We start from the raw sequence: 26723 nt of genomic DNA, 5'->3' as shown, positions 1-26723 counted from the left end.
CGACATATTTTCTGCCCTAAATGCTCTATTACAATTTTAGTTACAACCCTTGCTTCGCACAATGATAATTATCGTTGCCCTGAGTGCGACACGAAATTAGTCGTAGCATAGTTGTAAAATTTTAGTTATGAAATTACCGCTTTCAAAGAACATAGCTCGCTTCATGTAAGTACTAGCTTTTATTAAAGAAAATCCTCTGCGATGCTCTTGTATTGCTTTAAAGGTTTTTCATTTGTAGAAAGCATACAGGATAAATTTGTCAGAAGCCAAGTATCACGTTTCATTATCGCATATACAAAAATGCAGGTTTTTGTATAGTGATAGTTTCAAATGTTTTGTGTCGTACGACATATTATTCTTCCCCCGATTCCTCCGGTCGCAGCTTCTCTTTGCAGTCGCCGCAGATCAGGTGCGTATCGGGCTTCGTCCATGCGTTCGCGGCGCAGGCGGGGTCTGACTACAAAGTGGCATCCAAGCAGGCGATTTTGGCCGTAAGCTAGCAGGGCAAAAGCGCCGCCGATTCTCTTTTTAGGTTTCGAAATAGTGCGCCCGGTCGAGATCAGGAATTAGCGCAGGCTGGTTTGGACGCCATCCCAGCTCTTCCTGAGTTCGCGTGCTTGAGGTCGGGTTGTCGATTACAAGGAAGTGCGCGAGCCAGCCAAAATGGTCGGCTGCCTCCTCAGGTGATTTGGCGACGAACGGCACGTTCAGGCGTCGGCCGATTACCTCAGCGATGTCTCGGACCGGCACGCCCTCGTCGGCGACCCCGTGAAACCTGGCTCCCGCAGAACCCTTCTCCAGCGCCAGCCTAAAGAGATGGGCCGCATTGAGCCGGTGCACCGCAGACCAGCGGTTAAGCCCCTCACCCACATACGCCGAAACGCCCTTTTCCCGTGCGATGCCGATGAGGGCCGGAACGAAGCCGTGGTCGCCGTCGCCGTGTACCGACGCCGGGAGGCGCACCACCGACGCGCGCACGCCCTGCGATGCCAGCGCAAGCACTACCTCTTCCGAGGCGATGCGGGGCACCGCGGCGGAGCTAGGATCGGGCGCATCGTCTTCGGTACCGAGGCGGCCCGGCGTCAGGACTGCGGTTCCGGAGGTGATAACTAAGGGGCGACCAGATTCCACGAGCGCCGAGCCGAGCGCCTCAACCGCAAGCCTGTCAGTCTCGCCGGCGGCCGCATAGTCCGAGAAGTCGTGAACGAAGGCGGTGTGGATGACACCATCCGATGCAGCTGCTCCGCGCCTCAAGCTGTCAAGGTCGTCGAGAGCACCCCGATGCGCTTCGGCACCAGCGGCGGCAAGCGACTTGGCAGTTGCATCTGAGCGAGCGAGGCCCAGCACCTGATGGCCCGCGCCGATTAGTTCCTGAACGATGGCAGAGCCGATGAAGCCTGTAGCGCGGGTGAGGAAGACACGCATGTTTTGTTCCCCTAGTTACTTAGTCCCACGGTGTGCTGTCTGTAATGGATAGAGGTTAAATCGCTCTGGCTCTTTTGTCAATAGTACTAATTTAAATAATGTAGATGGATAAAAATATTTACCGTCATTGCGAACGCTACATTCGCTTCGGACATTGTGTAATTAATTCTGTTCGACTACTTACAAATCCCTCATTCTTCATTTTCATCCGATTCATCATCCTCACTCCAATACTGTTGAGGTGCATTTCCGTGAACTTCTAAAATCTTTGGTTTTTTGATTTTGTTATTAGGTGGATTAATTGCTTCTAACTGCACATCAAATTTCCAGTTGTCACCAAAATCATAAAGATAGGTCATTTTAATACCTGGTTCTAGAGACAAATCACCAATCTGCACTTGGTCGGCAAATGGGGGTGTTTCCATATAAGGATGACCGATTTTGATTATGCGACCAAAACGGTCTTTATAACTAAACTCATATAAATGGTCGTAGTCAAAGTCAAAAGCATCGATAATTGTCTCTGCTAGCCAGCTTAATGGTTTTTTTGCTGGTATGGCAATCCGTCGCCAAGCCTGATAAATAGACACTTTAAAAATATAAATACCATCAGTGAAGCCTTGCTCTGGAACAAATAAATTATATTTCCATTCTGCAAAAAATGGTTGAAAATGTGACTGCAATTTTCCAAAAGTTACATTTAAATCATCCTGTAATCCTCCTCGTATCCCCAGCGGAAATAGGAATTGCAATAGAGCATCACCAAAGGGCAAGCGTTGTAAACTAGCAATGCCCCACCCCTTGCCTTCTTGTGGTTTTCCATGCTTAATAGATAACAATCCAAATAACTCTAACAGAGCAACGTTATGCAGACCAGGGTAATAATTAATATCATGTTGATCTTCATATTTAGGAAATTTTAAACCTCTATCTGGGACGTGAGGCCAAAGTTGAATGCATCTAAATAAATTCCCGAATGAGTCTTGATGCTCACCCAAAATTTCGTTATTTCCCCAAATCAACCAGGCTTCTAATAAGTTGAAATAGCGTTCTGTTGGGTTGAGATTTGACCATGATTCTAAAGTGGCTGCGTCTAAGATTAAAACCTCCTTCTTACCTTGGGATCTAATTTTGGCTATCCCAGAACTGCGTAATAACAGATATAGTCCATTAATGTAGGGGTATGATTTCTGTACAGGGCGTTTGAGTTTAGTTTCAATTGGGTGACTTAACTGAGAATTTAGTTCTGATAGTACTTTCAGTGGGAGAAGGTTATTAACACTACTAACTTCCACTCCATTTGGTTGCAAGAAATCTATCAGAGTTTGAAAGTCATGCAGAATCGTACCGGGTTGATTTTGATCAATACTGAGTTGTTGTAGGAGTTGTTTTTGTAACTCTGTTAGGGAAGGTAGTTCAGGATTGAGTGTGCGTTCTTGCCGCGCAAATATATCTTTCATAAATAAAAATTTTAAATTCTAAATTCACAATTTAACCTTCCGTAAAACCCTGTTCTCTTTATACTATGACTACAGAAGTTCTCCTAATAAACCTTGACCCGCTAAGTGTCACAGTAGGTTTTATCAAGACCGTAAGCTTAATGAGATGTGAATGAGAATATTTTCACCTTCTAGTTGACAATCCCAGGAATTTGATATGAATAGTAACACTCGTCTACAGATGATTTTAACTGATACACCTATTGATACAGTGTTAAGAGCGATCGCCCAACTAAATCTACCTAACTGGTGGTTAGCCGGGGGTGCAGTCAGAAACACGGTTTGGGCTTCAATTTTTGGCAATGGCTGTGGGTTAGGTATTAAAGATTTTGATATTGCATTCTTTGATATAGAGGGGAACCGTTCCCAAGAACTAGAAGCAAAGGCGACTCTTACAGAACAATTTCCTGATGACGAGTTTGATGTCAAAAATCAAGCTAGTTTTGCTCGTTGGCGTCTTGGTAGCAGACCCTACACTAGTACAGAGGATGGCATCACGAATTGGCTGCACACTGCTACTGCTGTGGGAGTTCGACTAGATGCACAAGGTCAATGGCAATTTTTCACTCCCTACGGGTTGGATGACCTGTTTAGTGGCATTATTCGACCGACGCCAGCACATACTCATAACCAAAATGCCCACAACAAGGCATCTGGGTTTTTACAAAAGTGTCCTTATCTGCGGTTGGCGTAAAAGTTACAGTTGGGTTATAGCCAAATATACCTTGCTTAAAGTAGTAATCGCTCAGACATGAATTTTCAAACAACCTCTAAGCGTTAGCAAAGCTGTAAAATCATTCTTTATTCTGTTTGATGCGTGAGTAAAGAAGTTCGCGATCACTCTGGGGATTTACAATTAAGCATGGACTATTACCGACACTTCCATTATTAACAATAACGACAGTAATACCCATTCGGGGACAAACGCCTAAACAACTGGTGTTAACAACCCGAAATTCACCCCATAATCCCTCAAACTTTAAACGAGATTTTAACCAATTCTCTAATTCTTCGGAAGCCGTTGAGCCTGACTGCTCGTTTGCACATTGTGAACACACAAGCACCAAACCAGACTCCCATCGGGGAGAAACACTTTTGATAGATGTGTCTAACGGGCGAGAATTTATTAGAGGCGATGGTTGCTCAGAATTGGATGAAAACCTCTTGAGAATACGTTGGAGTAATGCTTTAATACGCTGGATCAGTTTGTTCATGGATGACCCTACCTATTTATCTGAATAACGTAAACTGAATCAAAAAACCTTTAAGAGGTTTTACTATGTAAATCCGTTCCTCTGTGAGTTCCAAAGGGAGAGACTTGAAATAAAGTTCCCGGCAGAGAGGAGTTCGTCGAACTCACGTTGAACAGGATAGTCTAAATTTCCCCTTTAGTCTGTTCTAGTAGATCATCTAGTTTCAGCAAGAATCAGCGCTTCTGAGCAATTTGCTGCAAGTATGCAATTAGCTATTCTCCGGCGGTGTCAAAGGCAAGCACCATTCATCCCACGCTCCCCTTTGGTGAGGCGTGGGATGAATGTCGGATTTAGCTAAAACCCCGACTATGACTGTGGAACCCACACAGAAACGGAACCAGCACTGCATCGAAAATCAGCCCAGCCCTCATCATTCGTTGTCACGGGTTCACTAATATGTTCAGTGATGTCAATGTAAGTGCTGTTGGGTTGCCCAACTTCCATCCACTTAGTCCCCTCTCCCCCATTACTCAGAACAACCGCCATACCGCCAGGATGTTCTTCATCTCCTAAACGTGTCCAGCCGATTGTATTAGCGTGGTCGAAGTAATCGTACTGGTCGCCATAGGCATAGGTTTGACGAGCGTACAAAAATTTATCAATTATCCATTGATGACTATCGAGCCAAATCTCATATTCATTGCCATCTGGGCCCTTATCCTTATAATTAGCACCATAGTAATCCGCATAGAAGATACAGGGATAACCCTCACTTCGCAGTAGGATCAATGCATAAGCCAACGGTTTAAACCAGCTTTCTACTACAGACTCCAACGACTGCAAGGGTTGAGAATCATGATTCTCTACTAAGGTGACGGCTAAAGTAGGTTGCTGTTGCACCAAAGTGTTATCAAATATCTGCCGCATATCGTAGTCACTGCCTTGTGTGCTGGCAGCGCTAAAGTTATAGTGCAATGGCGCATCAAATAACATCACATTGCCATCGGTGATGTTAAGGAAATGGTGGAGCGCTTCAACTTCATAAGACCAATATTCACCAACGGCAAAGAGATCGCGACCTGCCTTTTGGCGACAGTGAATCAGCCATTCTGGGAAAAAGCCAGCTCTAACGTGTTTAACGGCATCAAAACGAAAACCATCTATATTGGTGGTTTCTACAAACCACTCACCCCAGCGATTCAACTCCTCGCGAACTTCTGGACTTTCCATATCCAGATCGCATCCCATCAGATAGTCGAAAGCCCCTTTTTCCAGGTCAACGTTGTCGTCAAAATGTTTATCTTTGAACAGATAAACTGCGTTTTCACCTTCGTTGTAAACGTTGTAATCAACTGCGTCGAAGTGCCACCAGTGCCATTCCATATCAGAGTATTTGCCCTGGCGACCTGGAAAGGTAAAGTGAGTCCACACTTTTATCGTTTGCATCTCACCGATCGCGTGGTTGCGATCGTCTGGACTATAGGGCGTTGCTTCCACCTCTTCTTCTTGGTCTGCACCTAACTTGTGGTTGAGAACAACATCAGCATACACTCGAATACCAGCATCTTTTGCAGCCTTGATAGCAGCGATATACTCGTCTTTTGTGCCGTATTTTGTCCGAACCGAGCCTTTCTGATCAAACTCCCCTAGATCATACATATCGTAGACCCCGTAGCCAACATCGTAGCCACCCCCTGTTCCTTTGTAAGCTGGGGGTAACCAAACAGATGTAACACCTGCATCAGCTAACTCTTTAACTTTCTCTTTAAACTCATTCCAAAGATTGCCATCTGGAGGGATATACCAATGGAAGTACTGCATCATTACACCATTCAATTGAGCCATTTGTATCCCTCTAGTCAAATATACGATGAATTTTTATTCTTCACACAAAAATTATACTTTAAGTTTTGTTTGATGTTTCTAAATAGAAAAAAAGTCCACTAAAAACGTGATCAACTCATATTGTTTTCTTCTGTTGATGACAGTTCTTCAGCCAGGTTTTTCTGGAGTGCTTCTAATACTGCGATCGGGTCAGCAGCTTGCCGCATCAATTCAGCTTCCAAATCATGCCGATTGATCACATCAGGCAAATCCTTACGGAGTTCTTCTAATAGAGCAATAATCTTGGCAATTTTTTGCTCAGAGAGCAGGTTAAGCTGTAGCATCAGTTGCGCCCGCTGTTCGGCAAAGTTTTCTTGGCGAGTTTGTCGCACCAGCACACCGGTTGAAATCACCAATGCAGCTGCGTCTAAGCCTTGACCTGACCAGCTAAACGAGGGCAGGTTGAATGGCAAAAAGCCATCAAAAAAACTGCCAAAAATCCACAGACCCAGTATGACTAGCAAACTATACAGAAATATCGCTCGCCCAAAGAATGTAGCGATCGCTTCTAGTATCCGCTGGTGGGCGGGAATTTCTCGAACTTCCTGGCTATGAAGTAAACTAATCGCTTCAATATTTTTTGCAATCGGGTCTGGTAATGGAACCGTGATCACTTGATTTCGAGAAGCTTTCTCTTTGTGTTCCTTAGCACCTGAAGATAAGTGTTTATTGGCTGTGTCGTTTGCGTTGTGCCTCATGCCGTAACTCCTGAATCTGGATGTTATTCGATTATTGCTTATCTTCTAATGCTATTGGCAAGGGGTAAATTGTTTTACAACCAAAATGGTGTTGTTTGGGTAGTGGATCACAATTCACAACAATAAATAGAGCGATCGCTTTTGCATTGCTCAATACTGATATGAATTGTTAATGTAGATACGTAAATTTTTATGTCTTTACAAGGTTTTGGTTACACAACTAAGTGCAGCATTTCATTAATTCATAGCGAATTAAATTTAGCAATACCCTGCAATGCCAATGCGTCGGCTTGCATTGTTAATGTCTAGCGTAGGCGTAGCCCGCCGTAGGCATCGCTCAAGGTCAATTTGAATAAAGGTCTGTTGTGACATGTTATTTACCTCTTTGAATACTAAATTAGTTTTCTAGCATTATGTAAATGTAAAGTAAAAAACACTGTGTGGGAGATAATTATGAATCAACAACTTGATCTAAATGAATACAAGCAACAAATTGCGGATTTATACAGTTGCAGAGGTCAAACTTATGATGAGGGCGATTGGCATCCTCGAATTGCTCATCGTCTGGTTGAACATGCACAGATTTGCCAAGGACAGCATGTTTTAGACATTGCAACGGGGACAGGGATGGTGGCGATTGAAGCAGCACAGCTTATCGGTTTTGCAGGTCGAGTTGTTGGAGTGGACATTTCAACTGGGATGCTTGAGCAGGCAAAACGTAAGATTCAGGCGTTGGGGCTGAATAATATTGAGCTTGTACTCGCGGATGCTGAGAAACTGAACTTTCCAGCCAACAGTTTTGATGTTATCCTATGTTCCTCAGCCCTGATTTGGATGGCTGACGTTCCTGCGGCATTATGCCTTTGGCATCAATTGCTCAAACCTGGTGGGTTAATTGGCTTTCATGCATTCGCAGACACCGCTTTTGTGGGAGGGGTAACTATGCAAAAAGTCGCCCAAAAGTATGGCGTTTCACTCGCATTCAGTAAACCGACAGGTACTATTGAAAAGTGCCATGACCTACTAAAAACAGCAGGCTTTGAGGCGATTGAAATTAAGTCTGAGCAAGACGGTAGTTATATTAGCCTACAACAGGCAAAGCAGATGTGGTCTGGAGGTTCTCATCCAGCACCTGGACAATTTCCACATCCCATGAAGCAACTCTTATCTGGGCAGTTGGAGAAACTTGAGGCGGAATTTGAAGCAGAATTGGCAGTATTAGTGACGCAAGAAGGCATTTGGAACGATATCACAACTTTTTATACCTTTGGTCGCAAGCCAATAAACTAATACACGTGAATTCGATTAACCTCTCCGTGATTATGAACTTTAATTGAAATCTTTCCCTCTCTGAGTCGGCTACCGTGTACACACAAGTGATGAAATTACCCAAAATAAAACAAAAACCTCACCCTGTCCTGGCGGACATCCCTCTTTGGACTCACAAAGAGGGAAAGATTTACCCTTGGGTAAAGCGAGGGTGAGGTTTTGATTTGTGGGTTGTAAAGTCAATTTAGATAGGGAATTTTCGAGATGTGTGTACACCGTAGCTCTGAGTCAAAGAGGGACAGTTTTGCGTAGTAAAACCTCTTATAGGTGCTTTTTCGTTAGGCGAACACGTAAATACAGTTCAGATCAAAAATGCACTTACTTAGGACTTACGCAATAACTCTCTGAAACCTTATTCCTTTGTGTCCTACCCTGCGGGAAGCCACAACTCTTGGAGACGCTTTGCGAGTCTATGCGTCCTTTGCGGTAGCCTGCGGCAAGCCGCTTCTCTACGAAAAGCTGCGCCAACGGGTCTACGTTTTTTTATGATTTTGCGTAAGTCCTGTTACTGATAAACCCAGTAGAGATGCAAAATTGCACTGGGCTTCTCTACGAGACGCTGCGCGAACGCCCCGCTACGTTAACGTACCGCAATGCTTTCGTGTCTCTACACACCTAAAATTATCGCTTAGTAAAAAAACTTGACAGCAAAGTGCTTATATAGTATATTTGTACTATATAAGCACTTAAGTGTTACATAAAACTTTAACACTCCCGACTACGCAAACAGGACAACACAAAATAAATGAAGCTATCTAAGGTAGACTTGAGCAGTTTAGTAGCGATCGCTCACTCTGATGGATACTTGCAGTTGTTGCTTGATCGAGGCGACGAACTGGAGTTTTTGGAAATTCCGGCACCGATACAAGCTTATGAAGGATTGCAAGAACTGAACGAGGTTATCACTGAAACGACTGCACTACCCTTTGAAGAAGAACCAATTGTCATGCTACCAGTTGTCTCTTCAATGGCTATGGCTGTAGGCTACGATCGCAACGAACACATTTTGCAAGTTGAGTTTCAAAGTGGATCTGTTTATCAGTACTTAGGCGTAGACGAGGATACTTGGGAAGATTTACATTCCTCTGACTCAGTTGGTAGCTTTTTCAATCAAGAGATTAAAGGTAGATATGACTGCGATCGTCTAGATAATGCAGATTATACTATTGACTAATAATTGCATATAGGGTTTTCAATAATTCTTGTGTTGTCTAGGCTTTGGGTAAAAAGGCTTGGAATTCATCAAGTAGAGTAACTAGCGTTGGGCATTGCCACCAATATCTCAAATGTCCATCACATAGGCTTTTGTGGGTAATACCTACCTGACGATTTGTGGTCTAATCTATTTACGAAATCTTAGCAAGAGCAACTAAATATACACCAGTAGTGTTTTGTTCAGAGACAATAGAAAAAGCCTACATAATATCAACGCAGTTATGACGACTACACTTGCCTCTGCTGTTAAACCAAGAGCCGAAGATAGTTTTGCCATTAGCTTTGCACCATTGTCTATTGAAGAAATCTATGCCAAGTCTGACGATCCAGCCAACGGTGCTGTGGTTATGATGAGTGGCGTGGTTCGCAATCAAACTGATGGTAAACCTGTGGTTGCTCTGGAGTATCAAGCTTACGAACCGATGGCATTGCGGATATTTTATCAAATTGCTGCTGATATTCGCTTATCTACGTCTGATGTGAATCGGGTAGTGATTCATCATCGCACCGGACGTTTGCAAGTTGGAGAAATTAGCGTTTTAGTCGCGGTGGGTTGTCCTCATCGGAGGGAGGCGTTTGAAGCTTGCCAGTATGCTATTGATACCCTCAAACACCAAGCCCCGATTTGGAAAAAAGAGCATTGGGAAGATGGTTCTAGCACCTGGGTAAGTATTGGCGCTTGTGAAACATCAGCAGAAAATTGTTAACATTTCCGAGATTATTGAACACGCAGCAATTCATCCAGCAATTAGCAAACTATGATGTGTGCTGCGCTAGTTGCTGGATGACATTTCTTTAACCCAGGTTTATAAGGGATGCCCCATTCATAGATCCATTTGCAGAAAAAACCGCAGCATTCTGGCAGATATAGACGCTGCGATCGCCACTACCATTTAATGTGAGAATCTTGTCAGCGATCGCAGATTCTCTTTTAAAGATAGTACTATAGTCGTCGGTGAAAAGGTGATTTAAGAATGGCTCCTAAGCGGTAATTTTATCTGGAACGTCGAGCCTTTACCTTCATTACTGATTACATAAATGTGACCGCCATGAGCTTGGACAATTTGTTGAGCGATCGCCAATCCTAACCCAAATCCGCCGTTTTCTCTTGCCCGTTCTGTATCAACTCGGTAGAAGCGATCAAAAATGTAAGGTAAATCTGCCTCTGGAATACCAATTCCGGTATCGATCACCTGAATCACGACTCGATCTGAGTGAGGTTCTAAACGTAACCAGACTGTTCCCCCAGACGGAGTATATTTGCAGGCGTTGTTGAGCAAGTTTTCGACTGCTTGGCGCAGCAAATCGGGGTCAGCCCACAACTCAATTTGTTGTTCTGGTAAATGGCTGATCAAGTTGAGCGACTCTTTTGCAGCAACAGTAGTGTAATGAACAGCTAAATTCTCCAGCAAGCTATTCAGATTTACCTTTTTGAGAGATTCTGGAGTTAATTGTCCTTGATGCCGAGCCAACAGCAGTAGGTTATTAACTAAGGTACTCATCAACTTGGCGCTATCGATGATATTCTCCAGTGAGGGATGGATCTGGGGACGGTCTCTCACCATTAGTAGCCCCACTTGGGCATTGGTTAAAATTGCAGACAGGGGCGATCGCAACTCATGAGAAGCATCTGATGTAAAGCGTTGCAGTTGGTTATAGGCTTGCTGAACAGGCTGCATGGCTATGCCACCGAGTACCCAACCTGTAAGTCCAATTAACCCCAGCGCTACAGGTACAGCCAGCGTCAACATTAACTGAAATTGTCTAAGATCGTTTTGAGTTTCTGTTAGCGGGATAGCAACTTGCAGATAACCGATGACCGAATTTCCTCCTTGAACAGGCAGCGTGACTTGACGCAGCCAAAGCAGTTTGTCTGTAAATGGATCAACGGACTTAATCGTGAGAAACCCAGATGCCGTTTGTAACTGTTCTGGAGGTGGACTACCAAAAAACCGCTTGAGTTTGCCATTTGGGTCATACCAGCGAACATAGACTAGTTCAATATCAGCGGGATGAGAACCACTACCCAATAGTGGTATATTGCTCAGATCGACTTGTTTGTGTCCTTGGTGTAGTCGATACTGCGAACTGGCTGCCATTAACTCTGCTCTTTTATAAAGCAGTTGATCTAATGCTTTGAGCTTGTCTTTAACCTCAAGGTAATAAATTACCCCAGCAAAGAGAATGAGAATGCACCCCATTGAAAGGGTAAACCAACGAGCTAAGTTACGACGACTGCGGTTAAACACAACTCAAAGAAGAATTCTCCAAGCCAGAATTGTTAAATCTCAAGATGGTTCTGGAGGGTTGAGGCGATAGCCCATACCATAAACAGTTTCAATCCAATCGGCTGCTGCTAATATTTGCAAACGTTGGCGAAGCTTACGAACTAGAACGGTGATTGCATTGCTCTCTGGCTCTGTACCCCACTCCCATACAGCTTGCTCAATCTGGTTACGAGTCAAGATTTGGCGGGGATGACGCATGAAGTATTCTAGCAACTGAAATTCCTGGCTAGAAAGGGAGACAGTTGCTTCAAGTCGCTCTAAAATCAGCGTATCGAGATGAAGTTCGAGGTCTGCCAAGCGGAGGGTATCTCCTTGCCAGAGGGGCGATCGCCTCCCCAATGCCCGCACCCGTGCCATGAACTCCATAATATCAATTGGTTTGACTAAGTAATCATCTGCTCCTGCATCTAATCCTGTTATTTTATCAGGTGTGGTATCTTTGGCCGTAATCATTAAGACGGGAGCGGTTTTTCCGGCAGCCCGATATTGTTGACACAGACTTACCCCACTAATTCGAGGTAACATCCAATCCAAAATCAACAGGTCATATTCTTTTTCAGCCAAAAGCCATTGAGCAGTTTCACCATCTTTGACACCATCAACGTTGTGTCCAGCCTGGGAGAGAACCGTTTGCAGCGGCATTAATTGTTTTGGATCATCCTCGACCAGTAAGATTCTCATCACCTTTGTGCAATTGAGCTTATTAATAATAATGCATTGAAGCAATCTAAATTTCTTTCATCAGTGAGAATGAATGTGTGATTACAGCAGAATTCAAGTATTTGAACCACATCTGTCGTAAGGGCACAGCAATGCTATGCCCCTACCGCATGGTATATTTACCTGAAAATAGCTGTAAGTATAACTTGGCAAAATCAGAGGCAGGTTTAGTGTGTGGCGGATTAGCAAAAGTTGGCTGCGAGGACTGGGATTAGAGTTTTGGTTACCTCTGCCACTGGTAGCAGTTGTGTTTTGGCTGAGTTGTAGTTTCCTGGCTGCTCAACAGTTAAGCCAATCCTATTCTACAGAGAAAAAACTTCAGTCAGATACCCAACTGGAAGCACGGCTATCAGTCAACGTATTGCTAATTAACGCTGCTGTCAACCGAACTCAGAAAATTACCCAGATTGAAGTAAAAACAGCAGACCCCATTCTGAAGCGATTGGAATTAGAACTTCCAACGATAGAATTTAGCCAGATAGAAGCGACAATTGCCGAAGAACTAGGGCTACCTCGTCAGGATGTAAGGAAGTTAGTGCGTTATGAGATTGTGGATTAATATTGACGGTATTTCAGGCTAGGAGGAAATAAAAATGTAACAAAGCCCGCCTGTCAACAACCGTAAAACTCCTAACAAGCAGGCTTTTTGTAAAAAATACTGCTTCTAATTTTCTTCTCGTAATTCTTCTACATGATATTTAATAATTTTTTCTATAATTCTAAATACTTCTTCAAAATTTTCAAATTCAAAATTATTAAATTTTTCTTTCTTATTGAATATATTATCAGCAAAATCATTTTTACTTAATGCAACTTTTTCATTGTTTTTATCAAATACATCCTGATCTATAATTTTTAATCCACTAGATTTAAATTTATTTCTATCTGTACAGATTAAATCATCATGAAGATGTCTACCACTTTCAGAATGGAATTCATTGCTTAGAAACAATCTTCGTCCATTAATATCTTGTCTCTGGATTTCATTATCTTGATAGTAGTGTTCAATACATATTTCTTTGTAATCACGACGATGTTGAGGAATTGGTAATGCAAACGAATAAATTCCATTTTTCCAATCTTTAAATCCTAAACTTTCATCATCTATCTGTCTGGTTATAGTAGGTTCGTCTCTGTCAAAAATTGCAATCATAGGTTGCTGGGGTTTTGTCTTACATAAATATTTACACATTGCCAGCAATTCGCTGCTACCTTGTTTTTGGGGATCTAAATCATCTTTAAAATCAATTTGAAAGTCAAATTTTTTACCTTGATATTCTAACCATTTTAGAGCAGAATTGAGATGTTTTATATCAGTTTTACCTTCAGTCCATATAGTAGCTTTGATAGAAGATTTATTTTGATTTTCCAATAAATTATAAACATTCAGTTTTTCATCACTCACTAATTCTGGGGCAAGTCGTTTCAACCATCTTAAAAAGTTTAAGTATATTTGGTCGTCTTTACCTCTAATTGTGCCAACAAACTCAATCTTACTTTTAAGAATATATTGAAATGATTTTTGTTTTTTTTGATAGGAAGATTTATTATCAAATTGCTTCCAAAATTCAGCTTGAGCATTATCAAGCCCATATTTTTCCCAAGCATGAAGCATTGCACGAATTTGACGAATGTATTTACGTTTTACATTAAGTTTTTTGTTAACTGTTATGCCAGTAACTTCTTGATGTCTATATTTACTATATAATCTCGATTTGGATTCATTAACAATAAAGCCATTATCCTCAATTGTTTTTTTGAGGTCATCACTTAGAATTAACTTTTCTGCTTCTTCTGAAAACCAAGCTAAATGTCCAGGAAATTTTGGTCTAGAAGTGGAAAATGTGATGTCATCAGCATACCTCGTATATATACAGTGATGCTTTTTCGCAAGACGTTGTAGCTGGGAATCCAACCTAGCTGAAATCATATTTGAGACAATTGGCGATGTCGGAGCACCCTGCGGTAGCTTATTTTCATGACAACATATTTGAGCTAATACTGTTGCGATTTCCTCTGTGCAATTATATGGAGATGCCATGAAAAGGCCGCGAACTCTACCAAAATTGATAGAAGAGAAAAAATCTTTAATATCTAAATTTAGAACATAACGCTGTCGAAGATGTTGTTTAGCATTTGTCACGATACTCTTACCAGTAACAAAGCCCTGCGTTGAAGGTTTCGGTTGATATACACATTTCAAAACTTGATTTAGCTTTCTCTGAATAATTTTTAAGCATGTATACGGAACAGAAATAGTTCTATATTCCCCCGTTTTTTTTGGTATTTGAAATGTTGTGTACGCCTTGTCACGAGGATAAATATATAAATGATATCTTAACTGATAATCACTAATTTCCAACAAACTAGCAATATCTTTACGTGTTTTTATTTGAGAAAAGCGTTCTTTTAATTCTTCTTCTGTTAGACTTAAATTAATAGTACCCATGCTGTTAAAAATTACATAGGAAGGTTGGACACTCGCAAGATATTCCAACTTACTGCCCAGGCGATAACCCTGAAAGCAACAAAAGTAAATTCAAGGCACATACGATGACCTTTAAGAATATGCCGCCGCAGGATCAACAGCGGAAATCAATAATTTTTGCGAATATCCAACCTTGTTAAATTTAGCACAAATATTAAAAATCACAATACAATTACTTTGAAAATTGATTAGTCGTAATTGAGCGATGCGTTCCGCCTTGGTTTTCAATGTTTGGTTCATGGCTTCAAACCCTTGGCGAACATATAGGACTCCGATTTGATTTTTGAAAACATACTGAGACTCAAAAGCGCGTTTTACCAGGGTTTTATATTAAATCTTGTTCAGAAATCAGACAGGAGTCCTATAGATATTTAATCGAGGAGCCAGCAGAGGCAGCAGTAAGCTGTGGAAAGATTCTTGCTGAATGAACCGAACGCGATCGCTTGCTAACGGCTCAATCATAAAGCTATCTAATTAATTATATTTACCTACTTACAAAACGTAATTGCATTAGCGCAATCCTTACGAGTGTCATGGGGTTAGCGCAGCGTTAGCCAGACCTTGAGTGTCATTGCAAATTGGTTTAATCACTTTTCGTTCACATTCATCAGTAATCCTGGAATACAAGGGTGTGAGGGAACTGTGTAGCAAATCCGACAAATTTTATTGCTCTTGTTTATGGCAGTCGTTCTAGCTCCACGATTCCTGCTCACACTGCAAACTATAGTTCTTTACAACTTCGAGATTGCTAACGCTTAGTTTAAAACTTACTTATTTTTAGAGGAGATGTTGTGACCAAATGAATTTCAGTCTAGTTAAACATGGTATCGGCATCATTTCTACCCGTGAGGCTGCAACACAGGTAGTTGATGAACTCAGAGCAATTGACTTTCCAATGCAGAAAATTTCTGTGTTCGCTACAGACTCTGAACACCAATTGCACGAGGATGCTAATGCAGATAAACATCCCATAACTCCGATCGAAGGTGCCAAAGCAGGCGCAATTACAGGAGGAACAGCCGGAGGATTCTTGGCACTCACAGCCGGACTTGGCGTATTAATTATTCCCGGTTTTGGGCCGGCGTTAGCGGTTGAATCTGCGCTGGCGATGCTGTTGGCGGGTGGAGGAAGTGCAATCTTTGGCAGTGTGTATGGTGCATTTCAGGGTTGGTTTGCTCCCGAAAGGCAAGTTAGACTTTATCACCCATCCACCTCCCCAGAAGAATTTTTGGTGAAGGTAGAGGGAACAGTGGATGAAATCCGGCAAGTAGAATCGATTCTCCGTTACTGGGGTGTGCAAGAGTGGCATGTTTATGAACTTGTCAAAAGATTTTCATAAATAACGCTTTCAAGAAAACGGTTATTTTAATTTGGAGACGGAGATGGCAACAAATACGATCGCGAAAAATTCTTTTCCCCAGACAACAAAAGATTTACTCAACTATGAATGGCATACTCTGGCTGAACAACAGATTGTAAAGACGTTAGCCAGCCATCCAGAAGCAGGTTTGACCGATGAAGAAGCTGTCACGCGGCATCAACAGATGGGTGCAAATCAACTGACTGGTAAAGATGAAAAAAGTCCTTGGCTACGATTTATAGAGCAATTTAATCAACCACTGCTGTATATTTTGTTAACGGCAGGAGTGGTGACGCTGCTGCTGCGAGATTGGATAGATGCAGGCGTAATTTTTGCTGTCATACTAATTAATGTCATTATTGGCTACATTCAAGAATCGAAAGCAGAAGGGGCGATCGCTGCTCTATCCAAAGCTGTCACTACCGAAGCAACTGTGATTCGCAATGGTAAAAAAACTCGTCTGGCTTCGACTGAGCTTGTTCTGGGTGACTTGGTACTACTGGCATCTGGGGATAAAGTGCCTGCGGATCTGCGGTTGTTAAGTGTACGTGGGTTGCAAGTTGACGAGTCTGCCTTAACAGGCGAATCCGTTCCGGTAGAGAAAGCAACCCAATTATTGGATGTCGAGACACCGTTAGCCGAACGAAGCAATATGGCGTATACAGGAAGTTTCGTCACCTTTGGACAAGGAGAAGGAATTGTAGTGGCGATCGCAGATGCCACGGAAACGGGTAGAATTTCGCAATTAATTGAAGGCAGCACAGGTCTGAAAACACCGCTGACGCGAAAAATCGACAAGTTTAGCAAAACTTTACTTTACGTCATCTTAGGGTTGGCTGCATTGACATTTGCAGTTGGATTAGGACAGGGTGGATCTTTAATTAATGTTTTCAAAGCCAGTGTGGCTCTAGTCGTCAGCGCGATTCCAGAAGGATTACCTGCGATCGTCACAGTCACTTTGGCGATCGGCGTTTCCCGAATGGCACGGCGTCACGCCATTATTCGCAAGCTACCTGCTGTTGAAGCTTTGGGAAGTACAACTGTTATCTGTTCTGACAAAACTGGGACGTTGACGGAGAATCAGATGACGGTTCAGGCGATTTATGCGGGTAAGCAAAAATATAGTGTGAATGGGATTGGTTACGCCCCAGACGGGGAAATTTTGATGGATCAAAAATCTGTTGATCCCAATGGAGATAGACATGTTGCTCTTCGAGAATGCCTAGAAGCCGGACTACTCTGCAATGATTCTCACATTGAATGGCGAGACGGACAGTGGAGCGTGGTAGGAACCCCAACCGAGGGAGCATTGATTGCAGTCGCCCAAAAAGCGGGGTTTATGCAAGCTACCCTTGAGCAGGAGATGCCCAGGATAGACACCATTCCCTTTGAGTCGCAATATCAGTACATGGCAACTTTGCATGAATTGGATGCAGGGGTGAATGTTATTTATATCAAAGGTTCTGTGGAGGCGGTTCTTAAGCGGGCAAAGCAAATGCTCGATACCCAAGGACAGCTTACTCCTGTCAATCCTGCCGCAGTAGAACAAGAAGTTGAACGCATGGCAGAGCAGGGGTTACGGGTACTCGCCTTTGCTAGAAAAGAAGTGGCAGCAAATCGCCAATCTTTGGATCACACTGATATTGAGGATTCGCTGGTATTGCTGGGACTCCAAGGGATGATTGATCCACCGCGCCAAGAAGCGATCGCCGCCATCCGTGCTTGCCAAGAGGCAGGAATTAAGGTGAAGATGATCACTGGTGACCATGCACTAACAGCATTTGCGATCGCCCGTCAGATCGGAATTTGCTCGGTACAAGAACAGGTATTCACTGGAGGGCAATTAGCTCAGATGGATGAGCCGGAACTAGCGCAAGCAGCAGAGTTAAGCATGGTATTTGCGCGAGTTGCTCCAGAACAAAAGTTGCGTTTGGTGAAAGCCTTGCAGTCAAAGGGTGAAATTGTCGCGATGACTGGAGATGGAGTAAACGATGCTCCAGCTCTCAAGCAGGCAGATATTGGTGTAGCGATGGGCATAGCAGGATCAGACGTTGCCAAAGAATCGGCTGATATGCTCCTGACTGATGACAATTTTGCCTCAATTGAAGCTGCTGTGGAAGAAGGGCGTGCAGTTTACCGAAACTTGCGGAAGGCGATCGCTTTCATGCTACCGATCAACGTTGGAGAATCGATGACAATTTTGATTGGCATCCTCCTAGCAACCGTTCTTCCGATATTACCGATCCAAATCCTCTGGCTCAACATGGTCAGTTCAGTAGCGTTGATTGCTCCCCTTGCTTTTGAGCCAAAATCTGGACAGGTGATGCAACAACCACCACGTAACCCCAACGAAAAGCTCTTATCAGGTAGTTTAGTTCAGCGGATTGTGGCAATTTCCGTCTTTAATTGGGTGGTGATTTTTGGGATGTTTCAATCGGTACTGCAAATTACAAACAATGAAGCATTGGCTCGAACGATGGCAATTAATGGACTGGTAGCAGCAGAAGTTTTTTACCTCCTAAGTATCACCCAGTTTCTCCCCTCTGTGTTTGCCAGAATTCAAGGAAAAAGCATATCAGTCGCTTATGCTCCGGCGATCGGAATTGTCGGTGTGGTGATTTTACAATGTCTGTTCAGTCAGTGGGGCATGATGAATCAAGTGTTTGACACAACACCTTTGACGTTTACCCAAGCACTCATTTGTATAGGTGTAGGTTTCCCAGTGGTGCTGATAGCTCTCATCTTGCAACGCTTCGATCCGCTTAATTAGGAGTAGTGCTAGAGAAGACACTGTTAGCGAAATATTTCTTCACATTGGACAGCGATAAAACCAAGCATTCTGAAAGATAGTAAATCTCAATGTCGCAGTTTTGTTTGTTGTCAATGATAAACTGTCAACAATTTGTTTTATTTCTTCAATAAATCGACTCAGGGCTTTTTGTGCTGTTTTATAACCAGAAGCCTGCCGACCTACTTTAGTTAAAATAAGATGCAATTCTCAGCGTCAATGGCTACTAAAACCGGATTAGAAGCTCTGGAATTGTTAGCAGCACGATCGCTTGTTGAACCCCAGAATTGATATTTTCTGCTTCAATCTGCGATCACCTGCTTAACAAAAATATTTAATTTTCATTAAAAATAAGATTTGCACAAAAACGATTTTTGTTGCATTTATTTACAGATGCATGACTCTATTGAGGTTTGTAAATAATTTGTATTTCTGCAAGGAATATTCCTTTAGACTGAATTTCAACTGAAAAATGTGGGGATAAACACAAATGCATTCGTTAAATATATTTTGTCACGAATTTGTAGTTGCTGTTTCCTTTGTAGCTTGCATTATTGGACTGATATTACTGTGGGACGGCAAGCAGCAAAAAAATGATATAGAAGAAACAGAGCGGATTCTGTTTAGAATGAGCTTTACTTATTGGCTAGTTTACTGTATAGCTTTTGGCATAGAGAAGATAGTTATACCCGACTGGGAATCTATACTCATGACTTTGAGAATAACTACGGCTTTGTCATATTTCTTAACTTTTTCTTGCATTGTTAGTCTGCCACTACACAAATTTGCAGTCCACCGGGTTGAGGAATAGTTATTGGGGATTGGGCATTGGTCATTAGCTTTGCACAAATGACAAATGACATGATTAAGATTTCATCGCGATCGCTAATGCCGTTTCCAATTCTGACTGCGCCAAAGAAGTCAAAATAAACACCTCTTGTACCGTCTTCCCCTGCCGTGCGATTACTTTATAGCCGCCGCGAATTGGTACTGAAACACGCAGTTGCATTTTTGGGCAATGACCTTTTGACCGCCCAATCACTCCCGGCGTCACAGTTTGGATGCCATCCATCTGACAAAGACGTTCTAAAATTGGGATGAGACCAGAAAGGTGTGTCGAGTGATTCCAAACTAGTCTGCCAGCTTTTTGCGAAGCCGTCTGGAGGAGATTTACGGTGGGTTTGCCCATGATGATTTAAGCTGCTTCTAGAGGTGCCATTGTCAAACCTGCTCGGCGCAGCTGCTGGTGATAAAGTTCCGCAGGTTCTTGGGGACCAACCCAGACGATCGCTTGACCTTCATAGTGTACCTGATTAGTCAGATCCCACGCGCGATCGCCACTCATCCCCGGAATATATTTCATCAAACATTCACTCACATGTTGGAATGTATTAAAATCATCATTTAATACAATCACTTTGTAATTCGGATAAGTCTTACGGGTAACTTGATTAGACCGTTCAGGAGCTATAGTTGGAGCTGTGGCCATCCCGTAAACATCTGCTGAAAGTGTCGTAACCATAGAACAATTGGTCAAGATAATTTTACAAAACTAGACTACAAATAACTAGTTTAGTCCATTGTCTGGGGACTGGGGAGTTTGGAGTTTGGAGTTGAGAGTTTAGAGTTTAGAGTTTAGAGTAAGGAATTGGGTATTGGAAAGAATTCAGTCCCCAATGCCCGATACCCAATGTCCAATGCTCTACCGCCAATTATCCCAGTTTTCGTTAAAAATAGATGTATCGGGGAAGGCTGTGGGGTTACCATTTTGTTGCAAAAGCCGTTTGAGTGCTTCCAGTTGTGGCTCTTGTTTGGGTAAGTCATCGACTAGTTGGTAAGGTGCGATCGCATTTTTGATGGCAAAACTAGCAACAGTTCCCGCAGCTGCGCCAGCCGACCATTCAAAGGAATGGACTCGATAGGCAGCAGCGGCAATATGACTAGTAGCAATACTTTTGCCTCCTACCAGCAAATTGTCAATTTTCTGAGGAATCATTGCCCTTAGAGCAATTTGGAAGGGATAAGCTTGGCCTGCACCACGTCTTTCACCTGGATGTTCTGTATTACCAGGGGCTTCCGGGGGACTATTCACCATGCAAGGATGGAAATCTATAGCGTAGTGACCAATACCCACAGCATCGGGAAAGACGGTAGAACGAGTCCGCCGCATTGCTTTGTCTGGTAAGACTTTACCATCAATTACTGATACTGCTTCCAAACCTGCAAGTGCTGCTCGTAGTCTACGATACATATCTGCTGGCAGAGTCTTGGAGTAATACTCATCATTGTAATCTCGGCGAGAAATATCAATTTCCCAAATACCAAAGCCTTCGGGTTGTCCCCAACTGGGCCGGCCAATAATGCGGCGTCCTTCTCGCATATAGGGATATTTCGATAAGCCATGCACTGTCCCCATCGGGGAATTTAAACCCGAAACAAAGCGGTTATTGGGTTGCTGCTGCTTCACACCCTCCCCGAGTTGAGAATCTGTAGTTCCGGCTACCAACCAGTAATAGAAAGATAGGGCATTTTCCTCAGCTTTGCGGAGGGTTTCTGTTCGCAGTCCTCCCATCCAGCCCCCTGGTTTTAACTGCCCAGTAGCTTCTAACTGTTGGCGACTGTAAATCAGGTTATCAGCAGCAGTTCCTGGGCGGTAGTCGTTACCCCAAGTCCAGTTTTGCATGGCGATATCCCCTGGTGTAGGAGCAGTAAAATTTATACCGCCAAATTTTTCTGGTTTACCTTTGTTTGGACTCCAAATACGCCGATAGGTGAAAACTAAATCAAAGTTAGCCAGTCGCGTTAATTCATAGCTGAAATATGGGGCATATTGTGAATAAAATGGGGGCATCGTCTGCGGTTGCGGTTCCTTGGTTGCCTCCATTGCAAAGGTGTAGGTAAAGCCTTGAGGGCAATATGGGTCGTTGTTGGTGCTGGAAGCAGAAGGTTCCAGGTAGGAACGGGCATCAATGCCTAATCGATAGGGGACATCAGCAAGGGCAATAATTTCTCCAGTTTCGCTGGTGTCTACGACGTACCATTTAGGAGCATCCCCTTGCGCTGCCTTGGGGATAAAACGAAGAATAGTTTTAGTAAACCGAGATGAGTTTTCGTAACTATAAGAATCTTCAATACTTTGAGATAAAGTAAAAGTATTGAGAGGTGGTGCGCCTTTTGGTGGTTGATGTTGGATAGCGATCGCACTATTAATTATTTTGCCATCAGCAGCGATTTCCAAATCCTTAATTACCGTGTTGGGAAACCATTGCAACTTCCCTTTACCCCGCTTCTCGGCATCTCTGAGCATCTGGGTCAAAATGGTGTGAGCATCGCGGGGAAGAAAGCAGGATTCACTTACCCAGCAGTTACCGGGGTTAAGTTTACCGTATTTACGTCCAATCCGGTTTCGCAAATCTAGGTAGCCGCGAGAATAGAATTTGAGAGCTCGCTGGGTTGGGCGTTCGTCTAACGCAGATGTCCCTTGAGCAGAAATTTGTCCTCCCAGCCAGTCAGTAATTTCCGTGAGGCAAACTGTTCGTCCTGCTAGCAACCCCTCGTAAGCTGTGGCGACGCCAGATAGTCCACCACCCACAACTAAAATCTCGCAATTGACACTTTTATCTGGGGTTCTCGGTGGCGCAGCCATCGCTCCATCAAATGCAACTAAGCTAGATATTAAATTGAGACTGATCAGCGATGTCAAGCTATAAGCTACTTTGTGTCTACGCTTCATGTTTAAAAAAACCGCTCCAAATCCTGTGTCACCTTGTAGAAGGTAGCATCCAGGAAATGATCATCACAAGTTTATAAAAGTAAATATATTTAAATACAATTTTTACACTTAAAATACTGAGTATGTCGGCTAAATTTACCCTGAAGTTATTAAAGCTGAGTTAAAAGTGCTGATTGCCGAGTACTTTTTTCCTCATCTATAAGAAATATTGATTCAGACTTTTACATCAAGGATGCATAAATGATCTTTTATTAGTTGTTTGCCTAAATGCATTGGATATAGTGAATAAATATTACCCATAGACCACGCTGGTGAGATTCGTAAGTAGTGTGGCACTCGGCAAAGTGACTTTAGGCTTTCTTCTGTTTTTTGAAAATCCGAACGAATGAACAAGGGAAGCATTTCTAATACCTGCTGGTGCTTGAATGCAATATTTACACCGTATTAGGAGTTAACCAGTAAGAGAAGGCGATCCGATCGCGCCACTGGTGATCCAAATTATTTTCGCCAAGATGTTTTAATTCCCTGAGTTCTTGCCCTAAATGCCCTGTACCATTACTGCCAACGAGTGATCGCGCTATTTCCTGAAACAAGCTGATTTTCTGCCGTTCAGGGCTACCACAAATAGGGAGAGGTTGGTTCTCTTGGTTGAATTGGGGAAGAAATTTGAAGTTGCTTTGAGCGATCGCCTCTCTCGCCCTTATTCTGGCATCAAAACACCTTGCGGATTACCGCTTGTCGATGGGCTTTTCTGCTGCGATGCCTAACAGCAAGCCCTTTAGGTGATGCTCGTACTTGCTAACGTTACTGCTACGTATCTGTGCGCTAACAAAGAATCAGAATTTTAAAAGCTGCATTGGTCAACTATCTACTGAAACGCCTTGGTCAATCGATAAATAGTAACTAATAATCTTTAGCTGAAACTGTGAGAATTTCCTCTCTTTTTCTGAAATTAAAAACTGCTCTTGCTGAAAGTAGACAAGAGCAGTTTTTAATAGCAAAGCCCAAAAAAAGAATTTAGGCATCTTCAAGTTCAAATTGAGCCACCGTAACCGCGTTAAAAGCGAAAGCCAAAACTAATGGCATCGGCGACTGAAACCAAAAGGTGAAAAGAACAGCTAGGATTGTGCCAATTACTGCGGATATCGACCACAATCGTTCTTCAAAAGTCAATCCTTTCTCGGCTTTAATCAATCTGAGAACATGAACTGGGATTGGTTCTGGCATTACCCCACCCGGAGGGAAAGCCCAGAAGTTGTTACGTCGCTCGACAAATAAATCTGTCCAACCATTTTCTTGGCACCATGCCTCAATCCATTGAAGTGAGTAATGATTCATCATCGGGTTTCGGAGTTCGGTTTGTGGAAGTTGTGTACTTAGTGAAGATAAACTCTTAGAGATTCCTGAAGAACTAATTAATTGCTATAAAATAAAAGCTAATCATCCAACTTTTAAGCTTTGTTAAGCAGTTGAGACACATATAATTAGCCTCAAACCCTGCTTTCATTAATTAAAAGATTAGCAGTCGATAGGGTTTGTTTACTTTAAAAGACAATAAACTTTACTTGAAAATTTGAAAGTCAAGAATTATAAACAAGTTGGTGAGTATTACTGCTTAATAAAACTCTTTATATCTTAAAATTAAAATCTAAAAATGAAGAACTGTGAACAAATCAACGAGTGTAGGCATAGTCCGTCCTAGACATCGCTTTTTAGAGCTAAACCATTCCTTTAGAATTAGGAATTTCAATTTTTACCTTGATCAACAGAGATAGGTTCTGCTCTATTTTACTTAGTGTTAAAAAAGACTAGTGTTTAGTTAATTGCATCAGTATTTAGTAATAAATTTCTTGATATATTGAGTGCCAGGGATAATTTTGCTCAAGGTGAGCAGCGATGTCTACGATGGGCTATGCTTACGTCCTTTTTGCGTTACAAAATATTAAGCAAGGGAAATACACATCCCCAAGTCCAGTAGCAAGGCTGTGAGTCTCAATTAGGATGACTCAATATCTTGCTAATATTCAAATGCGGTAATTAAATGCAGCGATTAGACACCAAATTGGCTCTCGATATATTTTGGCGGCAAGGGTTGGCGTTCCTTCTAGGAATTATTATATGGTGCGTGGCTGATCCCGCATTGGCGGTAGATTGGACTCATCCACTGTCATTTAGCAATGCAGAGTTATCAAGACGTGATTTTTCTGGTGACAGTTTGCAAGCTGCGGAGTTTTCTAACGCCAATATGGAACTGGCTAACTTTGCAAACGCTGACTTGCGGGGAGCAGTCATGAGCGCTTCGGTGATGACAAAAGCAAATCTCCACGGAGCGGATTTAACTAATGCAATGGTTGATCAGGTAAACTTGACAAAGGCAGATTTGAGCGATGCAGTTTTCAAAGAAGCTCTTTTGCTGCGTGCCATCTTTGATGATGTGAATATAGATGGTGCAGATTTTACTGATGCAATTTTGGATAGGGCACAAATCAAAGAACTGTGCCAGAAAGCCAGTGGTGTGAATTCCAAAACAGGCGTGCAAACTCGTGATTCTCTAGGATGTCAATGAAACGTGTTGGTGTAATTGGTGGCGGACAACTTGCCTGGATGATGGCGGATGCAGCACAGAAGCTAGGAGTAAAATTAGTAATACAAACTCCTAGTGAACACGACCCGGCCGTGTCCATTGCCCAGGAAACTGTTTTCGCCCCAGTAGATGACGCAAGTGCGACAGAGATATTAGCTCAAAAATGCGATGTCATCACCTTTGAAAACGAATTTGTTAACCTGCAAGCTTTATCTCTTTTAGCACAGCAAGGTGTTTGTTTCCGTCCCAGATTAGAAGCTTTGGCTCCTCTTTTAGATAAATATCATCAACGCTGCTATTTAAGCGATTTGGGATTGCCAGTTCCTCAATTTTTCCCCCTTAATGAGGTGGAAAATCTCAAATCGAAAATAGAATATCTGGGTTTTCCAGCAGTCCTCAAATCCCGACGCCACGGTTATGACGGTCAAGGTACTTTTATTATTCCGGATTTTGCTACTTTAGAACAAAAGCTAAGTTATGAAACCACAACAAAAACTTTAAATCAACCACTTTTCTTGTTAGAAGAATTTATCCCTTTTGAAAGAGAACTAGCAGTAATTGCAGCTCGTTCTATGGAGGGAGAAATTGTCACTTATCCAGTGGTAGAAACCCAACAAGAACAACAAGTGTGTCGGCGGGTGATTGCGCCAGCCGAGATTATGCCCAATCAAGTAGTAGAAATCCAAGCGATCGCACATACTCTATTAAATAGCCTAGAAGTAGTGGGAATTTTTGGAATTGAGCTATTTCTCACCGCTGATGCCAAAATCCTGGTAAATGAAATTGCGCCCCGTACCCACAATTCTGGGCATTTTTCCCTTGACGCCTGCGAAACATCTCAATTTGAGCAGCACCTTCGAGCCGTTTGTGGTTTACCTTTGGGAAATCCGGCTTTGCAGTGTGCTGGCGCTGTGATGGTGAATTTACTGGGGTATGAAAATTCTCATAGCGACTACCAAAGCCAGCGTCAACGAATAGCGGAGATTCCTCAGGCGCATGTTCATTGGTATGGGAAGACAGAATCACGTCCTGGGCGAAAGTTAGGACATGTCACCGTTTTGCTGGATAACCAAAATAGAGAATCGGCAATTGCGCTCGCCAACGGCGTCGGCGTAGCCATCGCCAACGACATCGCCCACACCATAGAATCTATCTGGTATCCCAGATAAATTGATCAGAAACTTTTGATGTTGAACACACAACATCTTTTGAAAGGCTATAATGAGTGAGTTGCACTACGACGTTGGTGACTGCCATCAAGTTTTTTGATCTATGCCTTTAATGACAAGGGAGTCAACTGTTCTCGTGGCAGTAGACCGGGCATGTACCCGGAAACTTTAAATGAGGAATTTAGGTTCCCACCTGGATAAACCCAGGTCATAAACTTAGGTAAAACGGCGTCGCGGTGAACTTAAAATTATTAGCTCCCAAAGTCAATTAGAATTTGGGAGCTTTAATTATTTAAATTAGTATTACTTTTGTCATTTCATGAGCGAACTGACAGTAAATATTGCCATAT

24 protein-coding genes and 1 other RNA gene are annotated in these 26723 nt (G+C 42.7%); 12 read left to right on the top strand and 13 right to left on the bottom strand.

Annotated features, from left to right (window positions below; translation table 11 throughout):
• Positions 1-528: 528 nt before the first annotated feature.
• Together V7K40_RS03950 and V7K40_RS03945 are read right to left on the bottom strand one after the other, a co-directional pair.
• Positions 529-1425: an SDR family oxidoreductase gene (locus tag V7K40_RS03950; RefSeq protein ID WP_334956910.1), complete on the bottom strand. Its 897-nt coding sequence runs from the start codon at positions 1423-1425 to the stop codon at positions 529-531.
• Between the two features lie 191 nt (positions 1426-1616).
• The gene (locus V7K40_RS03945; protein WP_334956908.1) at positions 1617-2885 is read right to left on the bottom strand and encodes a plasmid pRiA4b ORF-3 family protein; all 1269 of its coding nucleotides are present in this window, start codon (positions 2883-2885) and stop codon (positions 1617-1619) included.
• Between the two features lie 196 nt (positions 2886-3081).
• On the opposite strand from V7K40_RS03945, the gene V7K40_RS03940 reads away from it, so the two are divergent.
• On the top strand, positions 3082-3618 hold the full coding sequence (locus tag V7K40_RS03940) for a nucleotidyltransferase family protein (RefSeq protein WP_334956906.1): 537 nt from the start codon (positions 3082-3084) through the stop codon (positions 3616-3618).
• 100 nt (positions 3619-3718) lie between these two features.
• Here the strand turns inward: V7K40_RS03940 and V7K40_RS03935 are convergent, their stop codons facing one another.
• The 3 genes from V7K40_RS03935 to V7K40_RS03925 all read right to left on the bottom strand — a co-directional run bounded on the left by V7K40_RS03935 (position 3719) and on the right by V7K40_RS03925 (position 6699).
• Positions 3719-4138 carry a (2Fe-2S) ferredoxin domain-containing protein gene (locus V7K40_RS03935; RefSeq protein WP_334956904.1) on the bottom strand — a complete coding sequence of 140 codons (420 nt, stop codon included), beginning with the start codon at positions 4136-4138 and terminating at the stop codon, positions 3719-3721.
• A 345-nt stretch (positions 4139-4483) separates the two neighbouring features.
• Positions 4484-5962, bottom strand: coding sequence for an alpha-amylase (locus tag V7K40_RS03930; protein WP_334956902.1), 1479 nt, complete (start codon positions 5960-5962; stop codon positions 4484-4486).
• Positions 5963-6072: 110 nt separating this feature from the next.
• Entirely contained in the window at positions 6073-6699 is a 627-nt protein-coding gene (locus V7K40_RS03925) for a DUF1003 domain-containing protein (protein ID WP_334956900.1), read from the bottom strand.
• 453 nt (positions 6700-7152) lie between these two features.
• On the opposite strand from V7K40_RS03925, the gene V7K40_RS03920 reads away from it, so the two are divergent.
• From V7K40_RS03920 to V7K40_RS03910, 3 genes are all read left to right on the top strand, one after another.
• On the top strand, positions 7153-7989 hold the full coding sequence (locus V7K40_RS03920; RefSeq protein ID WP_334956898.1) for a methyltransferase domain-containing protein: 837 nt from the start codon (positions 7153-7155) through the stop codon (positions 7987-7989).
• A gap of 784 nt (positions 7990-8773) precedes the next feature.
• Positions 8774-9202 carry a KTSC domain-containing protein gene (locus V7K40_RS03915; protein ID WP_334956896.1) on the top strand — a complete coding sequence of 143 codons (429 nt, stop codon included), beginning with the start codon at positions 8774-8776 and terminating at the stop codon, positions 9200-9202.
• A 262-nt stretch (positions 9203-9464) separates the two neighbouring features.
• The gene (locus V7K40_RS03910) at positions 9465-9950 is read left to right on the top strand and encodes a molybdenum cofactor biosynthesis protein MoaE (protein ID WP_334956894.1); all 486 of its coding nucleotides are present in this window, start codon (positions 9465-9467) and stop codon (positions 9948-9950) included.
• A 261-nt stretch (positions 9951-10211) separates the two neighbouring features.
• On the opposite strand, the gene V7K40_RS03905 is transcribed toward V7K40_RS03910, so the two are convergent.
• Complete coding sequence (locus V7K40_RS03905) at positions 10212-11492, bottom strand: HAMP domain-containing sensor histidine kinase (RefSeq protein WP_334956892.1); 1281 nt, start codon at positions 11490-11492, stop codon at positions 10212-10214.
• A gap of 39 nt (positions 11493-11531) precedes the next feature.
• Positions 11532-12212, bottom strand: a complete 681-nt coding sequence (rppA, locus tag V7K40_RS03900) for a two-component system response regulator RppA (protein WP_334956890.1) — start codon at positions 12210-12212, stop codon at positions 11532-11534.
• 211 nt (positions 12213-12423) lie between these two features.
• Here rppA and V7K40_RS03895 point away from each other — a divergent pair, with 211 nt between their 5' ends.
• The gene (locus V7K40_RS03895) at positions 12424-12810 is read left to right on the top strand and encodes a hypothetical protein (protein WP_334956888.1); all 387 of its coding nucleotides are present in this window, start codon (positions 12424-12426) and stop codon (positions 12808-12810) included.
• Positions 12811-12915: 105 nt separating this feature from the next.
• Here the strand turns inward: V7K40_RS03895 and V7K40_RS03890 are convergent, their stop codons facing one another.
• Positions 12916-14700, bottom strand: coding sequence for a reverse transcriptase domain-containing protein (locus V7K40_RS03890; protein WP_334956886.1), 1785 nt, complete (start codon positions 14698-14700; stop codon positions 12916-12918).
• Positions 14701-15538: 838 nt separating this feature from the next.
• On the opposite strand from V7K40_RS03890, the gene V7K40_RS03885 reads away from it, so the two are divergent.
• The 3 genes from V7K40_RS03885 to V7K40_RS03875 all read left to right on the top strand — a co-directional run bounded on the left by V7K40_RS03885 (position 15539) and on the right by V7K40_RS03875 (position 19698).
• A complete protein-coding gene (locus V7K40_RS03885) occupies positions 15539-16078 on the top strand; it encodes a hypothetical protein (RefSeq protein WP_334956884.1) in 540 nt (179 codons plus the stop codon).
• Positions 16079-16121: 43 nt separating this feature from the next.
• Positions 16122-18869 (top strand): HAD-IC family P-type ATPase, encoded by a 2748-nt coding sequence (locus tag V7K40_RS03880; protein WP_334956882.1) that lies wholly within the window; start codon positions 16122-16124, stop codon positions 18867-18869.
• A gap of 508 nt (positions 18870-19377) precedes the next feature.
• A complete protein-coding gene (locus tag V7K40_RS03875) occupies positions 19378-19698 on the top strand; it encodes a hypothetical protein (protein ID WP_334956880.1) in 321 nt (106 codons plus the stop codon).
• 54 nt (positions 19699-19752) lie between these two features.
• Here the strand turns inward: V7K40_RS03875 and V7K40_RS03870 are convergent, their stop codons facing one another.
• From V7K40_RS03870 to V7K40_RS03855, 4 genes are all read right to left on the bottom strand, one after another.
• Positions 19753-20076: a DUF2103 domain-containing protein gene (locus V7K40_RS03870; RefSeq protein WP_334956878.1), complete on the bottom strand. Its 324-nt coding sequence runs from the start codon at positions 20074-20076 to the stop codon at positions 19753-19755.
• A 6-nt stretch (positions 20077-20082) separates the two neighbouring features.
• On the bottom strand, positions 20083-20409 hold the full coding sequence (gene clpS, locus V7K40_RS03865; RefSeq protein WP_298907537.1) for an ATP-dependent Clp protease adapter ClpS: 327 nt from the start codon (positions 20407-20409) through the stop codon (positions 20083-20085).
• A gap of 180 nt (positions 20410-20589) precedes the next feature.
• The gene (locus V7K40_RS03860) at positions 20590-22620 is read right to left on the bottom strand and encodes an FAD-dependent oxidoreductase (protein ID WP_334956876.1); all 2031 of its coding nucleotides are present in this window, start codon (positions 22618-22620) and stop codon (positions 20590-20592) included.
• 434 nt (positions 22621-23054) lie between these two features.
• Positions 23055-23213: a hypothetical protein gene (locus V7K40_RS03855; protein WP_334956874.1), complete on the bottom strand. Its 159-nt coding sequence runs from the start codon at positions 23211-23213 to the stop codon at positions 23055-23057.
• Positions 23214-23255: 42 nt separating this feature from the next.
• Between V7K40_RS03855 and V7K40_RS03850 the strand changes: the two genes are divergently transcribed.
• Complete coding sequence (locus tag V7K40_RS03850) at positions 23256-23387, top strand: hypothetical protein (RefSeq protein WP_334956872.1); 132 nt, start codon at positions 23256-23258, stop codon at positions 23385-23387.
• A gap of 250 nt (positions 23388-23637) precedes the next feature.
• On the opposite strand, the gene V7K40_RS03845 is transcribed toward V7K40_RS03850, so the two are convergent.
• The gene (locus V7K40_RS03845; RefSeq protein WP_322688342.1) at positions 23638-23961 is read right to left on the bottom strand and encodes a hypothetical protein; all 324 of its coding nucleotides are present in this window, start codon (positions 23959-23961) and stop codon (positions 23638-23640) included.
• A gap of 700 nt (positions 23962-24661) precedes the next feature.
• Between V7K40_RS03845 and V7K40_RS03840 the strand changes: the two genes are divergently transcribed.
• From V7K40_RS03840 to ssrS, 3 genes are all read left to right on the top strand, one after another.
• Complete coding sequence (locus V7K40_RS03840; RefSeq protein WP_334956868.1) at positions 24662-25186, top strand: pentapeptide repeat-containing protein; 525 nt, start codon at positions 24662-24664, stop codon at positions 25184-25186.
• Positions 25183-26373, top strand: a complete 1191-nt coding sequence (locus V7K40_RS03835) for a 5-(carboxyamino)imidazole ribonucleotide synthase (protein WP_334956866.1) — start codon at positions 25183-25185, stop codon at positions 26371-26373. Before V7K40_RS03840 ends, V7K40_RS03835 begins: the two co-directional genes overlap by 4 nt.
• Before the next feature lie 60 nt (positions 26374-26433).
• A non-coding RNA gene (gene ssrS, locus V7K40_RS03830) (6S RNA) lies at positions 26434-26617 on the top strand.
• Positions 26618-26723: the final 106 nt, after the last annotated feature.

This window comes from Nostoc sp. (assembly GCF_036917195.1).
GTDB lineage: Bacteria > Cyanobacteriota > Cyanobacteriia > Cyanobacteriales > Nostocaceae > Nostoc.
Note: the sequence above shows the minus strand (reverse complement) of the source record. Positions and strands in the feature narration are given on the sequence as shown.

Excerpts from the sequence above, each read along its gene's own strand:
- rppA (WP_334956890.1), bottom strand. The coding sequence starts at position 12,212 with ATGAGAATCTTACTGGTCGAGGATGATCCAAAACAATTAATGCCGCTG.
- V7K40_RS03935 (WP_334956904.1), bottom strand. The coding sequence starts at position 4,138 with ATGAACAAACTGATCCAGCGTATTAAAGCATTACTCCAACGTATTCTC.
- V7K40_RS03870 (WP_334956878.1), bottom strand. The coding sequence starts at position 20,076 with ATGGGCAAACCCACCGTAAATCTCCTCCAGACGGCTTCGCAAAAAGCT.
- V7K40_RS03930 (WP_334956902.1), bottom strand. The coding sequence starts at position 5,962 with ATGGCTCAATTGAATGGTGTAATGATGCAGTACTTCCATTGGTATATC.
- V7K40_RS03845 (WP_322688342.1), bottom strand. The coding sequence starts at position 23,961 with ATGATGAATCATTACTCACTTCAATGGATTGAGGCATGGTGCCAAGAA.
- V7K40_RS03840 (WP_334956868.1), top strand. The coding sequence starts at position 24,662 with ATGCAGCGATTAGACACCAAATTGGCTCTCGATATATTTTGGCGGCAA.
- V7K40_RS03835 (WP_334956866.1), top strand. The coding sequence starts at position 25,183 with ATGAAACGTGTTGGTGTAATTGGTGGCGGACAACTTGCCTGGATGATG.
- V7K40_RS03890 (WP_334956886.1), bottom strand. The coding sequence starts at position 14,700 with ATGGGTACTATTAATTTAAGTCTAACAGAAGAAGAATTAAAAGAACGC.
- V7K40_RS03885 (WP_334956884.1), top strand. The coding sequence starts at position 15,539 with ATGAATTTCAGTCTAGTTAAACATGGTATCGGCATCATTTCTACCCGT.
- V7K40_RS03945 (WP_334956908.1), bottom strand. The coding sequence starts at position 2,885 with ATGAAAGATATATTTGCGCGGCAAGAACGCACACTCAATCCTGAACTA.
- V7K40_RS03875 (WP_334956880.1), top strand. The coding sequence starts at position 19,378 with ATGCATTCGTTAAATATATTTTGTCACGAATTTGTAGTTGCTGTTTCC.
- V7K40_RS03880 (WP_334956882.1), top strand. The coding sequence starts at position 16,122 with ATGGCAACAAATACGATCGCGAAAAATTCTTTTCCCCAGACAACAAAA.
- V7K40_RS03915 (WP_334956896.1), top strand. The coding sequence starts at position 8,774 with ATGAAGCTATCTAAGGTAGACTTGAGCAGTTTAGTAGCGATCGCTCAC.
- V7K40_RS03910 (WP_334956894.1), top strand. The coding sequence starts at position 9,465 with ATGACGACTACACTTGCCTCTGCTGTTAAACCAAGAGCCGAAGATAGT.
- V7K40_RS03940 (WP_334956906.1), top strand. The coding sequence starts at position 3,082 with ATGAATAGTAACACTCGTCTACAGATGATTTTAACTGATACACCTATT.
- V7K40_RS03950 (WP_334956910.1), bottom strand. The coding sequence starts at position 1,425 with ATGCGTGTCTTCCTCACCCGCGCTACAGGCTTCATCGGCTCTGCCATC.
- V7K40_RS03920 (WP_334956898.1), top strand. The coding sequence starts at position 7,153 with ATGAATCAACAACTTGATCTAAATGAATACAAGCAACAAATTGCGGAT.
- V7K40_RS03860 (WP_334956876.1), bottom strand. The coding sequence starts at position 22,620 with ATGAAGCGTAGACACAAAGTAGCTTATAGCTTGACATCGCTGATCAGT.
- clpS (WP_298907537.1), bottom strand. The coding sequence starts at position 20,409 with ATGGTTACGACACTTTCAGCAGATGTTTACGGGATGGCCACAGCTCCA.
- V7K40_RS03925 (WP_334956900.1), bottom strand. The coding sequence starts at position 6,699 with ATGAGGCACAACGCAAACGACACAGCCAATAAACACTTATCTTCAGGT.